This is a genomic window from Xanthomonas sacchari, from assembly GCF_040529065.1.
GTDB lineage: Bacteria > Pseudomonadota > Gammaproteobacteria > Xanthomonadales > Xanthomonadaceae > Xanthomonas_A > Xanthomonas_A sacchari.
Map to the genome: position 1 here is coordinate 677,888 of NZ_CP132343.1, position 11,819 is coordinate 689,706.

General features: G+C 72.2%; 10 protein-coding genes. 1 reads left to right on the forward strand and 9 read right to left on the reverse strand.

Translation table 11 applies throughout. The annotated features are described in order from the left end of the window. Positions 1-15: 15 nt before the first annotated feature. A complete protein-coding gene (locus RAB71_RS02910) occupies positions 16-2,913 on the forward strand; it encodes an EAL domain-containing protein (RefSeq protein ID WP_041500958.1) in 2,898 nt (965 codons plus the stop codon). Here the strand turns inward: RAB71_RS02910 and RAB71_RS02915 are convergent. From RAB71_RS02915 to RAB71_RS02955, 9 genes are all read right to left on the reverse strand, one after another. After that, a complete protein-coding gene (locus RAB71_RS02915) occupies positions 2,903-3,916 on the reverse strand; it encodes a Rieske 2Fe-2S domain-containing protein (protein ID WP_082042425.1) in 1,014 nt (337 codons plus the stop codon). The genes RAB71_RS02910 and RAB71_RS02915 overlap by 11 nt on opposite strands. 43 nt (positions 3,917-3,959) lie before the next feature. Beyond that, positions 3,960-5,147 carry a diguanylate cyclase gene (locus RAB71_RS02920; RefSeq protein ID WP_010343661.1) on the reverse strand — a complete coding sequence of 396 codons (1,188 nt, stop codon included), beginning with the start codon at positions 5,145-5,147 and terminating at the stop codon, positions 3,960-3,962. A 142-nt stretch (positions 5,148-5,289) separates the two neighbouring features. After that, on the reverse strand, positions 5,290-6,405 hold the full coding sequence (locus RAB71_RS02925) for a hypothetical protein (RefSeq protein ID WP_010343660.1): 1,116 nt from the start codon (positions 6,403-6,405) through the stop codon (positions 5,290-5,292). Next, positions 6,402-7,583, reverse strand: a complete 1,182-nt coding sequence (locus RAB71_RS02930) for a hypothetical protein (RefSeq protein WP_010343659.1) — start codon at positions 7,581-7,583, stop codon at positions 6,402-6,404. Before RAB71_RS02930 ends, RAB71_RS02925 begins: the two co-directional genes overlap by 4 nt. Then, positions 7,576-8,424: an MBL fold metallo-hydrolase gene (locus RAB71_RS02935; RefSeq protein WP_010343658.1), complete on the reverse strand. Its 849-nt coding sequence runs from the start codon at positions 8,422-8,424 to the stop codon at positions 7,576-7,578. Before RAB71_RS02935 ends, RAB71_RS02930 begins: the two co-directional genes overlap by 8 nt. After that, a complete protein-coding gene (locus RAB71_RS02940) occupies positions 8,421-9,398 on the reverse strand; it encodes an NAD(P)-dependent oxidoreductase (protein ID WP_010343657.1) in 978 nt (325 codons plus the stop codon). Before RAB71_RS02940 ends, RAB71_RS02935 begins: the two co-directional genes overlap by 4 nt. 1 nt (position 9,399) lies before the next feature. After that, the gene (locus RAB71_RS02945; protein ID WP_010343656.1) at positions 9,400-10,416 is read right to left on the reverse strand and encodes a 3-oxoacyl-[acyl-carrier-protein] synthase III C-terminal domain-containing protein; all 1,017 of its coding nucleotides are present in this window, start codon (positions 10,414-10,416) and stop codon (positions 9,400-9,402) included. 109 nt (positions 10,417-10,525) lie between these two features. After that, positions 10,526-10,972, reverse strand: coding sequence for a GNAT family N-acetyltransferase (locus RAB71_RS02950; protein WP_199774648.1), 447 nt, complete (start codon positions 10,970-10,972; stop codon positions 10,526-10,528). Positions 10,973-11,058: 86 nt separating this feature from the next. After that, complete coding sequence (locus RAB71_RS02955) at positions 11,059-11,760, reverse strand: glycosyltransferase (RefSeq protein WP_029562187.1); 702 nt, start codon at positions 11,758-11,760, stop codon at positions 11,059-11,061. Between the last annotated feature and the right edge of the window lie 59 nt (positions 11,761-11,819).

Sequence of the window (11,819 nt, forward strand, 5' to 3'; positions counted from 1 at the left end):
GTCACGCGCGCGCCGGTGCGGGCGATCGCGACCTGGGGGCTGGTGCTGGCGGTGCTGCTGGCCGCCGGCCTGGTGCTGGTGCTGGCGCAGGACCGCCATCACCGCCTGGCGGCGGCGCAGCGGCAGAGCCTGGCGTTGGCCACCGGCAGCGACCGCCTGCTGCAGTTGCAACTGGACAATCTCGGCCAGGCGCTGCATGGCGAGGGCCTGGGCGCACAGGCGCTGCTGGCGGAGGCGCCGGCACGCGCCCCCGACCTGATCGACGCCTCGCTGCACGGCCTGCTGGCGCGGCATCCGGAGCTGCACGACGTGGCCTTGCTGGATGCGCAGGGCCAACGCCGCTTCGGCGGTGCCGGCGATCCGGACCTGCGCGCCTGGATGGCGCGCGCGCGCTGCGGCGGCCGGGTCTGCGTGAGTCCGCCGCTGCACCTGGCCGACGGCACGGCAGTGGTGCGTGTCGCCGTGCCCTGGGGGTCGGACGGCTGGGTGGATGCGCAATGGCGGGTGGCCGCGCTGCAGCGCATCGTGCAGGGCACCGACAGCGGGCGCGACGGCATCGTCGCGCTGACCGACGCGCAAGGCCTGCTGCTCGCCGCCAGCCGCCCGCTCGCCGCTGGCCAGTCGCGCCTGTCACAGGCGCTGGCGCAGCCGATGCCGCACGGCGGCGCGCTTGGCGTGCGTCGCGATGTCTTCGATGCCACGCCGCGGATCCTGGCGGTGAGTGGCGGCGGCGCGTATCCGTTGCTGGCCGTGGCCGGCGTGGGGTTGCGCGAGACGCTGTCCGGCTGGTGGTGGTTCGTTGCGGCGGCGGCGCTGGTGTACGTGCTGTACCTGCTTGGCCTGGCCTATCTGCTCGGCAGCCTGCGCCGCGCCGAGCGGCGCCAGCGCCACCTGCTGCAGCGGCTGCGTCGCGGCGACGAGGACCTGCGCCTGGCCCATGGCATGGGCGGCATCGGCACCTGGCGCATCGACATCGCGCAGCGCGTGCTGCGCCTGTCCGAGCCGACCGGGGCGATGTTCGGCCTGCAACGCATGCAGATGCCCATCGAGGCGTTCCTGGAGCGGCTCCACGTCGAGGATCGCGCGCGGGTGGAGCAGTTGTACGAGGACGCCGCGCAGGGGCGCGCGGACTACAACACCGTCTATCGCATGCACCTGCCCGACGGGCGCCTGCGCTGGCTGGCCGCGCGCGGCGCGCTGGTGCGCACGCGCGAGGGCATGTGCATGACCGGTGCGGTGCAGGACGTCAGCGACCGGGTGGCGGCGCAGGCGCGCCTGCTCGATGCCGAGCGGCAGTTCCGCCTGGTGTTCGACCGCAATCCGCTGCCGTACTGGGTGTTCGCCGTCGACAGCCTGCGCTTTTTGGAAGTGAACCGGGCCGCGGTGCGCCAGTACGGCTACAGCCGCGAGGAATTCCTGGCGATGGACCTGCGCGACCTGCGCCCGTCGGAGGATGTCGAGCGCTTGCTGCAGGACGTGCGCAAGCCGCGCGAGGGCTTCGACGCGCCGAGCGTGTGGACGCACCGGCGCAAGGACGGCAGCCTGTTGTCGGTATGTATCCACAGCGCCGACCTGGAATTCGGCGGCGTGCCGGCGCGGCTGATTCTGGCCGAGGATGTCACCGAACGCCTGGCCCACGAGCGCGAACTGGCCTATCTCGCGCGCCACGACTTCGGTACCGGTCTGCTCAAGCCGCATGCGCTGGCCGAGGCGCTGCGCGCGCAGCGCGGCGGCTACGCCATCGCCTACGTGCAGGTGCGCGGCCTGGCCCTGATCGGCGACACCCTTGGCCGCGCCGCCGGCGATGCAGTCCGCAGCACGGTGGCCGGGCGCATCCGCACGCTCGGCGAGCGCTTCGGCCTGAGCGCGCACCAGCCGGCGCAGGACTTCGTGCTGGCGATCCTCGACCCGCAGTCCCTGCCGCAGGCCTTGCAGGCGCTGCAGGAGGCGTTGCATACCCCGGTACAGGGCGGCGAGTTCGCCCAGCAACTGCAGGCGCACATCGGCGTGGCGCTGTGTCCGGACGATGCCGCCGATGCCGACGAGGCCATCGGCAGCGCCGCCCAGGCCGCGCATGCGGCACAGGCCGAGGGTCGCAGCCTGGTGCGCTTCGATCGCGCCATGGCCGCGCGCACCGGCGAACGCCTGCGCCTGGCCGGGCGCCTGCAGCAGGCGATCGAGCGGCAGGAATTCGAGTTGCATTTCCAGCCGATCATGGACGCGGTCAGCGGTGCGCCGCGCGAACTGGAAGCGCTGGTGCGCTGGCCGCAGGCCGATGGCGGCTTCATCGCGCCGGATGCGTTCATCCAGTTGTGCGAGGACACCGGGCTGATCCTGCCGCTGGGGCGCTGGGTGATGCACGCGGCGGCGCGCGCGCGCCGCGCACTGGCCGACCACGGATGGCCGAACCTGCCGGTGGCGGTGAACGTGTCGGCGCTGCAGTTCTTCGATGGCGACCTGGTCGCCGACCTGGTGCAGGCGTGTGCCGAGGCCGGGCTGGCCGTCGACGGCCTGCAGTTGGAACTGACCGAAAGCAGCCTGATGCGGCAGCCGCAGCAGGCCGGCGACGTGCTGCGGCAACTGCGTGCGCTGGGCGTGCGCGTGGCCCTGGACGATGTCGGCACCGGTTTCTCCAGCATGGCGTATCTGCGCGACCTGCCGCTGGACACGCTGAAGATCGACCGCAGCTTCGTCGCCGAGGTCGACCGCGATCCGCGCAATGCCTCGATCTGCCAGGCGCTGCTGACCCTGGGCCATTGCCTGGGGCTGGACGTGGTCGCCGAAGGCGTGGAAACCGAGGCGCAGCTGCGCTGGCTGCGCGCGCACGGCTGTGGCGGCGTGCAGGGCTATCTGCTCGGGCGTCCGGCCCCGTTGGCGACGGTGCTGCAGCGGCTCGGCGCGGTCACAGCATGATCTCCACGTCGTGGCCGCTGCCCGGCGCCGGCAGCGGCTCGCCGTCCCAGTAGCGGCGCAGCGGTTCGCGCACCAGGTCCAGCGCGGTGGAGGCGCCGCGCGCGCCGGGATAGCGCTGCAGGTTGCGCGACTGCAGCGCGAGCATGCGCCGGTCCTGCTCGCCGACCCGACGCAGCAGCGGCCACACCAGTAGGCGTACCGCCCACGCCGGCGCCCAGCGCCCTTCCACGTGCAGGCTGGCGAAAACGTCGGTGCTGCGCATGCCGAGCGGGGTGAAGTGCAGGCTGATCCGCACGCGGCCGCCGCGCGCGTAGCGGTACTCGATCTGCGCGCTGCCGGGGGCGGCGAAGTGCGCGCGTTCCAGCGTGCGCGGCGATTCGAACAAGCGGTACAGCCAGCCGCTCTGTGCCGCGGCGCCGCGGTAGTCCACGTGGAAGCCTTCCTCGGTGTGGCGCAGTTCGGCACGCATCGCGGTGCGCGCGCCGCCGCGCCGCACCAGCCCCGGATGCAGCAGATGGGTGTGCAGCGGGTCGAGGAAGTTCTCCAGCGCATCGACCACGTGTGCGTCCCAGCGGGTGCGCCACAGGAAGCGCCGCGCCGACGGCTGCAGCGCCTGCACCAGCTGCGATGGCGCGTTGGCGCCTTCCGGATCGGGACGCAGCCAGATCAGGCCGTCGTGCTCGCGTGCGGCGAAGGCGCGGACGCGCACGGCCGGCGGCGTCTGCCCGGGCGGCAGGCCGGGAATCTCGCGCAGCGCGCCGCCGCGGTCGAAGCCCCAGCCGTGATACGGGCAGGACAGCCCGTCGCCGGTAGCGCAGCCGGCCGACAACGGCGCGTGCCGGTGCGGACAGCGGTCCTCCAGCGCGAGCAGGCCGCCGTCGGCGCAACGCGCGATCGCTGCATGCCGGTCCATCACCGTCACCGCCAGCGGCTGCCGCCGCAACGCCGCGGCGGGTGCGACGGCGAACCAGTGCCGGTACAGCGACGGATGCCAGGCGCTCATGCCGGTGGCGTGGCGCGCATGGCGTGCCGCGCGCCTGGGGCGCTCATGCGACGATGGTGCCGGCGATGCGGTTGCGGCCGGCGCGCTTGGCCGCGTACAGCGCCTGGTCGGCGGCCAGCACCAGGGTCTGCCACGGCGCTTGCGCGCGCGGCGAGAGGCAATAGCCGATGCTCACCGTGCACACCGGCGATGCCTCCGCTGCGGCGTCGATCTGCTGCTGTTCGATGCGCCGCCGCAGGCGCTCGGCGAGGTCGCGCACCTGCGCCTCGTCGCCATGCGGCATCAGCACCATGAACTCCTCGCCGCCGATGCGCGCGAGCAGGTTTGGGGTATGGATGTGCTGCGCCAGCGTCTGCGCGATGGCGACCAGCACCTGGTCGCCGATCGCATGGCCGAAGCGGTCGTTGATCGCCTTGAAATGGTCCACGTCGATCATCAGCACCGCGATCGACGCCTGCCTGCGCGCGGCATCGTGGGTCGCCGCCTCGCCACGCTCCCACATCACCCGGCGGTTGGTCACCCCGGTCAGCGGATCCTGCGAGGCGTGCCGCCGCAGTTCCGCGTTCATTTCGCGGGTCAGCATCCACAGGAAGCCGGGGGTGATGCTGGCGGTCAGCACGATGCGCGAGAGCAGGCCGAAGTTGGTGGTCGGGTCGTAGCTGGTATCGGCATCGGGATGCAGCGCCCACCAGGCGATCCGCAGTCCCACCATGCCCGCCCACAGGAAATGGCAGACGGCGGTGAAGCGCGCCGCCGAGCGCACCACGCTGTCGGCATAGCGCCACAGCGCAACGGCCGTGGCGGCGGTCAGCAGGCCGCGCACCATGCCGCCGAAGATCACCATGATCCGGTGATCGTGGTTGGCGTAGTACAGGCTGTACAGTTCCAGTGCGCACAGCAGCGCGACCGGCAACAGCAGCGTCCATTGCAGCAGCGGACGCCGCAGATAGGCGTTCACCGCCACCAGCGTCAGCATGGTGGCCACGTCCAGGATGACGTTGCCGATGTGGTTGACCCAGAAGTTGGTGACGTTCCAGGCCGGCGCCAGCAGGATGCCGAAACCCAGGGCGAACACGCCGTAGCTCAGCGCCAGCAGCAACAGGCTGCGCGCGTGCCGTTCCTTGCGGCCGGTGACGTACAGGGCCAGGAACATCGCCGAGGACACTGCCGCGAGCAACGCGTTGACGATCAGCAGGGTGCCGGCATGGGCCAGATGCGCAATCCATTCCACAGATGTTCCGGGCCGCAGCGGCGATGGGGTGTTGCAGGTGCGGCAAAGTATAAGGCAGCGTGTGTGCCTGGAATTCGGCAAGGCACGCCGAGTTCGTGCTGAAAACGGTTACGGAGTGCAAAACGCGGGGTGCGGACCCCAGTCACAGCCGATAGCGGCGCATCAGCGGCACGCCGATGCGCCGGGTCAGCGTGCCGAGCGCGGCGATCGGCTGGCGCCGTCGCAACGGTAGATGCCGCGCATCGACCGCGCTGTACTCGATGACCGGCACGCCGCCGCGCTGGCGCTTGAAGCTGGCTGCGCCGGCGCTCTGGTTGAGGCGCTGGCCGTACCGGCGCGCATGGTCGATGCCGCAGGCGGTGAGGGTGCGGTACAGCGCCAGCCGCTGCGGCAGCTGCAGGTCGTAGCCGACGATCGGTGCGGTGACGGTGCCGCCGATGCCGAACAGCCCGGTGATGCACACCAGCTGTCCGTCGCCATCGCGGAAGCCGTCGAAGCGCAGCAGCCCGGCGCGGTGCCAGGCGCGCAGGAAGCCGGCGTGGTAGGCCGGATTGCAGCGCGAATATTTTTCCAGATACAGCTGCGCATACAGCGCGGCGATGCGCGGGTAGTCGGCCTCGCCGATGGCGTCGTTGCCGCAGCGCTGCAGGTCGCGCCGGTCGACCAGCTTGAGGTCGCGGGCCAGGTCGCGATGGCGCAGCAACTGCGGCCAGTCCTCGTACAGATAGACCTGGCGGCTGCCGATCAGGGTGAAGCCCTCGGCCTGCAGCGCGTGCAGCCACTGCGGCGTGTCCACCGCGTTGAGCGAGCGGAACCACAGCGCGTGGTCGGGCCAGCGCGTGCGTGCGGCGTCCAGCAGGGTGCGCAGCCCGGTCGGCGGCAACGGCGGGTACAGGTTGGTGGACAGCAGCCAATTGTTGAGGGTGACTGCGCGGTCGATCCGTGCCCAGTCCAGCCAGGCGCCGATGCCGCCGCACAGCCCGCGCACCGGCGCGGCCAGTGCGCCCGGCAGCAGCCGTGCGGCTTCCTCGGCGGCGTAGTCGGCGTAGGTGGTACGCGGCGAGCACACCCAGGCGTTGCCGCGGTGGCGTTCGCCGACCGTCACCGGCAGCGCCAGGTCGCCCGCCTGCAATACCTCGATGCGGGCATGTGCGTTGTCGGCCAACTGCTGCGCGTCACCGCCGGCGTGCAGCGCGGCGAAGCGTTGCAGCTGCGCGGCGTAGTCGGCGGCTGCGGCGGCGACGTCGCCATGGCTCATGGCGGCGGCAGTGCCTCGCCGTCCCACTCGGTATCGCGGGTGGCGGCTTCGCGCACGCTGCAGCGTTGTGCCAGCGCCAGGCGCGCGTGGCTGCCCAGGTCGCACAGCGTGCCGACCAGCGGCCAGCGGTCGCCGCGCGGCGCCAGCACGTCCTCGGCGCGTGCGTAGTCGTGGCGCCACTGTCGCAGCCGGCCCTGGCCCAGCGCCGCCGGCAAGGCCGCGCCGAGCATCAGCATGCCCAGCATCGCTGCGCGGTCGTCGGCCGGGCGCAACGGCGCCGGCGCCGCGCCCGCGTCGCCGCACAGCAAGGCCACCAGCGGATCGGCCGCGGCGAACAGATGCAGGCCGCTGGTCGCACGCGGATTGCATTCGATCACGCTGCAGCGCCCTTCCGAGGACACCATCCAGTCGAAGGAGATCTGCCCGGTGAAGTGCAACGCCCGCACCAATTGCGCGGTGAAGCGCTCGATCTGCGGATCCGGGGCCGTGTCGAAGTAATAGCTGGAACTGCGCCGCAGCCGATAGCGCGGGCGGTACACCGCATGCGCCAGCAACATGCCGTCGCGCGCCAGCGCATACGAGCAACGTTCCTCGCCCGCACAGTAGCGCTGCGCGACCCAGTCGCCCTGCGCCGGCAGCGGTGCGGCATCGGCGGGCACGCCTTGCGGGTACAGCCGCACGTGCACGCCGAAGCGCGAGAACTCCGGTTTGAGTACCAGCGGTTGGGAACCGGCCCATTCGCGTGCCTGCGCCAGGCTACGCACGCGCACGCTGGCGGGCACCTCCACATCGCTGCCGAGCCCGCGCGCCAGTTCCATGAAGTGGTACTTGCTGTGCAGCGTGCGCAACGTGTCGAAGTCGTGCAACGGCAGCTGCAACTGCGCCGGCAGCGCACTGCGATAGCGGGCCAGGTAGAACACTTCCTCGCAGGTCGGCACCAGCACGTCGATGCGCTGGCGCGCGAGCAGGGCGTTGAGATCGGCCAGCCACGCGCGTGGCGCATCGCGTGCCGGTGCGATGCGGTGATGCCCGGCCACCGCGCGCGACCAGCCGGAGATGCGGCTGGCGACGCTGTCGGCCAGGTGCACCCGCCATCCCTGCGCGGCGAAACGGCGCGCCAGATCCAGGGCGACCGGCGCGCGCGCGCCAGTGATCAGCACGCCGGGTGCGTCAGCCATGCGTGTGCTCCGCCGATCTCGGCCGCCATTGCCGGCAGTGCGAGGGCACCAGGCGCACCTGCGGCGCGGCCTGGCGCAGCGCATGCAGCCGCGCCAGCGTGTCGCGGTACACGCGATGCTCGCCGAGCAGATGGGTGACCAGCGCCGGCGGTGGCGTGCCGTCGGCGAGCGCGGCGCTGGACCAGGCCGCATCGGCGATCAGGAACACCGGGCCGTGCGCGTCCTCGAACCACAGCCCGTAATGGCCGGGCGCATGTCCGGGCAGCGGCACCAGCAGCACGCTGGCGTCGCCGAACAGGTCGCGTGGGGTGCCGAAGTCGCGCAGTTCCGTGGGCACCGATGCCGCGGGCAGTGCCTCGATCCAGTGCATGCGCGGACGTGCGCCGTGCAGCAGTGCCGGCAGGAAGCCTTCGCGCAGCGCGGCCAGCCGGCCGCGGCGCTGCAGATCGTCCCAGGCCTGCTGTGCGCAGGACAGGCGCGCGTGCGGGAAATCGGCGACGCCGCCGACGTGGTCGCCATGGAAATGCGACAGCACGATCCAGCCGATGCGGTCCGCATCCACGCCGTCGCGGACGAGTTGTTCGCGCAGCGATTGCCCGGGTGCCAACTGCACCGGGGTCAGCCAGCGATACAGGCGCTCGGGAAAGCGCGCGGTGGCGTCGAAGAAGTGCGGCGAATAGCCAGTGTCGAACAGCAGGTCGCCATGCTGCGGATGCTGCAGCAATGCCGCCAGCGCCGGAAACGGACACGGCGCCAGCGGCGCGCCGCGGCGCGTGGCGCGCTCCGGATGCGTGCAGTGGCCGGCTTCGTACAGCCGCCACTGCAGCCTGGGCGCGCTCATGGCCGCCCCAGCGCGGCCAGCCCGGCCTCGGTCGACAGCACCGGCGCGTAGCCGAGCTCGCGGCGCGCGCGGCCGATGTCCAGCGTCTGCGAATAGCCGAGCACGCCGATGCCGTAGCGGCTGAGCCGCGGCTCCGGCTGACCGCGTCGGCGCAGCGCGATCTGCTCGCCGAGCGTGGCCAGCGCCAGCGCCGGCCCGCGCGGCACCGGCAGCAGCCGCACGCGCAGGCGCAGCACCGCGAAAAGTTCGGTCAGCAGGTCGCGCACGGCGATCGGCACGCCGTTGCTGATGTTGTAGGCGCGGCCGTCGCCGATGTGTTCGGCGCGCAGTGCGGCCAGCGCCGCAGCCACCGCATTCTCCACGCAGCACACGTCGATCATCGCGCGGCCGCCGTGGACCAGCGGGAACCAGCCGCGCTGCGCCACCGCCAGCAAGCGCGGCACGATCGCGTTGTCGCCCTGGCCGAACACCGCGCGCGGACGCAGCACCACCGCCGGCAGTCCGGCCGCTGCGGCGGCGCGCACCTTCTCCTCGGCTTCCCACTTGGTCTGCGGGTAGCCGCCGATCCAGCGTGCCGGCGGGGTGAACTCCTCACGCACCTGGTATTGGTCGGCGAAACGAAAGTAGATGCTCGGCGAACTGAAATGCACGAAGCGGCGCACGCGTGCGGCCAGCGCGGCGGCGAGCAAACGCTCGGTGGCGACCACGTTGGCCAGGCGGAAGGTCTCGGCGCTGGCCCACGGCGCCGACAGCGCGGCGCAGTGAATCACCGCATCGCAGTCGCGCAGCAACGGCGCCAGGTCGTCGTGGCACAGTTCGGCGGGCGAGACCTCGATGCGCGAATCGCCGGCAAAGGCCCCCAGCTTGGCGGCGTCGCGTCCGCTGGCACGCACCGGCACGCCGGCCTCGGCCAGGGCGCGCACGATATAGGCGCCGATGAACCCGGACGCGCCGGTGACCAGGACGCGGGCCATGTCAGTAGCGCAACACAGCGCCGCCGAACGCCAGCCCGGCGCCGGAGCCGACCAGGCCGATCAGGTCGCCGCGCACGATGCGGCCGCTGGCGATCGCCTGGTGCAAGGCGCCGGGAATCGACGCGGCCATCTGGTTGCCGCGGTGGCCGATCACCTCGATCAGCGCATCCGGCGCAAGCCCCAGCGCCACGCGCAGATGGCGCAGCGCCTTGGCGCTGGCCTGGTGCGGCACGATCCGCCGCAACTGCGCCAGCTCGACCCCGGCCTGCGCCAGCAGCCGCTGCAGGAAGCCGGGCAGCTTCGCCGCGGCCAGCCGGTAGGTGGCGCGTCCGTTCATTTCGAACTGCGAGCCGGCGCGCAGCGCGTCGACGCCGTGATCCAGGCGCAGCCGGGTACCGCCAGCGCGCACGCGGCAGTGGTCGATGCCTTCGGAATAGGTTTCCAGGCGTGCGGTCAGCAACTGCGAATCGTTGCTGCCGTCGTCGGCGCCGAGCACCACCGCGGCGGCACCGTCGCCGAACAGCGGCGCGGTGTCCGCATCGTCCGGGTTGAGGCCGACGCTGGCGATCTCGCTGGCGACGATCAGCACGCGGCGATGGCGGCCGGCGGCGATCGCGCAAGCGGCCAGGTCGAGTGCGGCGATGAAGCTCAGGCAGGTGGCGTTGATGTCGAAGGCCGGGATGCCGCTGCCCTGCAGGCCCAGCCGCGCGTGCAGCAGCGCTGCGCTGCACGGGATCGCCTGTTCCATCAGACTGCAGGCGCTGATCACGCAGTCGATCTCGTGCGGCTGCAGTTGCGCCGCGTCCAGCGCCGCGCGCGCGGCGCGTTCGCCCATGAAGGTGGCCGGCTCGTCGGCGCCCGCATAGTGGCGCGTGGCGACCCCGGTATGCCGCAGGGTCCAGCCGGCGGGCTTGCCCCAGCGCCGGTCGAAGGCCTCCGCCTGCACCTGCTGCGTGGGCAGATACTCGCCCGTGCCGAGGATGCGCAGCGCGATGGGCCTGCTGGTGTGGACGCTCATCCGTAAAGCTCGCACAAGGGGCGCGCAGCGTACTGCCAGCGCCTCGGCGCCGGCAACCGCCCTTGCGAAGACCGCGCCGCGGTCTGCGGCTGGCGACCCCAGACAATCCTCAATCGCGCAGCGACTTGGCGAAATACTTGGGCGCTTCGACAAAGCCTTCCCGCCGATAGAAGGCGTGCGCGCGTTCCCGTCGGCTGTGGCAGTGCACCTCCAGGCGGTCGCAGCCGCGCCGCCGCGCCAGCGCCTCGCCCTCTGCCAGCAAACGCTGTCCCACCCCGGCGCCGCGCGCGCGATCGTCGACGCAGAAATAGCTGATGCGGCAGATGTCGCCGGCCAATGCCAACTGCGGCAGAAAGTGCAGCGACAACACACCCAGGACGTCGTCCCCTGCGGCGGCCACCAGCAAGGCCGCGTCCGGATGCGCCAGGAGGTGCGCCAGGCGGGCCTCGATGAAATCTTCGGTTCCGGCATAGTCCAGCGCCGCCATCAGCGTCACGATCGCCTGCCGGTCCGCCATCCCCGCGTTCCTGATGTCCAGGGTGCTGTTCTCGCGCATTTGCAGAGATTAGGGAGCCGCCCGCGTCGGGCGCAACCGCTTTGCCGACCCGACGCAACCTGCTGTGCGGAAAAGGGCGGAGCGCCCTAGCGTCCGCGGCGCTGCCCGTACCAGAAGCCGAGCGCGTCGCGCGAGCGCAGCATGCCGCGGCCGCGACGCAGCAACTGCAGCAGCAGCCCCAGGTGCTCGCGCTTGCTGAAGCTGCGCAGCTTGCGGTCGGAGGTGTGCACCGGCTCGCGCAGGATCACGAAGCGTCCCTGCCGCGCCAGCGCGCGGCTCAGCGCCACGTCCTCGCCGGCGTAGTAGCGCTCGTCGAAGCCGCCGGCGGCGACGAAGGCGCTGCGCGTGCAAAACAGGAAGCAGCCGGGCGCGATGCCGGTGCAGCGGAACAGCCAGCCGAACAGCGTCTGCGCCAGGCGCTCGTACCAGGCGATGTCGCCGAGCAGGCGCACCTGCGCGCCGCCGCCGACCGCGCCGGTGCCCAGCGCGCGCAGCGCGGCGGCCAGCAGCGGCGTGTTGACCCGGGTGTCGGCATCGACGAACAGCAGGTGGCGGCCACGGCTGGCGGCGGCGCCGGCATTGCGCACGGCGGCGATGTGCCGCAACTCCACCTCCAACACCTGCGCGCCGTGGCGGCGCGCGATCTCGGCGGTGGCGTCGCTGCAGGCATCGGCCACCACCAGGGTCTCGCAATCCAGCCGCAGCGCCTGCGCGGCGACATGCAGCGACGCCAGCGTGTCGCCAATCAGGGCGGCTTCGTCGTGCGCGGGGACGATGAAGGAGATCACCCCCGCATCATGCGGGGCCGGCGCGGCGCGGGCAATCGACCCGCGCCGCGGCCGGGGGC

Coding starts and splice junctions, on each gene's coding strand:
- RAB71_RS02945 (WP_010343656.1), bottom strand. CDS start 10,416: ATGAGCGTCCACACCAGCAGGCCCATCGCGCTGCGCATCCTCGGCACG.
- RAB71_RS02925 (WP_010343660.1), bottom strand. CDS start 6,405: ATGAGCCATGGCGACGTCGCCGCCGCAGCCGCCGACTACGCCGCGCAG.
- RAB71_RS02940 (WP_010343657.1), bottom strand. CDS start 9,398: ATGGCCCGCGTCCTGGTCACCGGCGCGTCCGGGTTCATCGGCGCCTAT.
- RAB71_RS02915 (WP_082042425.1), bottom strand. CDS start 3,916: ATGAGCGCCTGGCATCCGTCGCTGTACCGGCACTGGTTCGCCGTCGCA.
- RAB71_RS02950 (WP_199774648.1), bottom strand. CDS start 10,972: ATGCGCGAGAACAGCACCCTGGACATCAGGAACGCGGGGATGGCGGAC.
- RAB71_RS02930 (WP_010343659.1), bottom strand. CDS start 7,583: ATGGCTGACGCACCCGGCGTGCTGATCACTGGCGCGCGCGCGCCGGTC.
- RAB71_RS02935 (WP_010343658.1), bottom strand. CDS start 8,424: ATGAGCGCGCCCAGGCTGCAGTGGCGGCTGTACGAAGCCGGCCACTGC.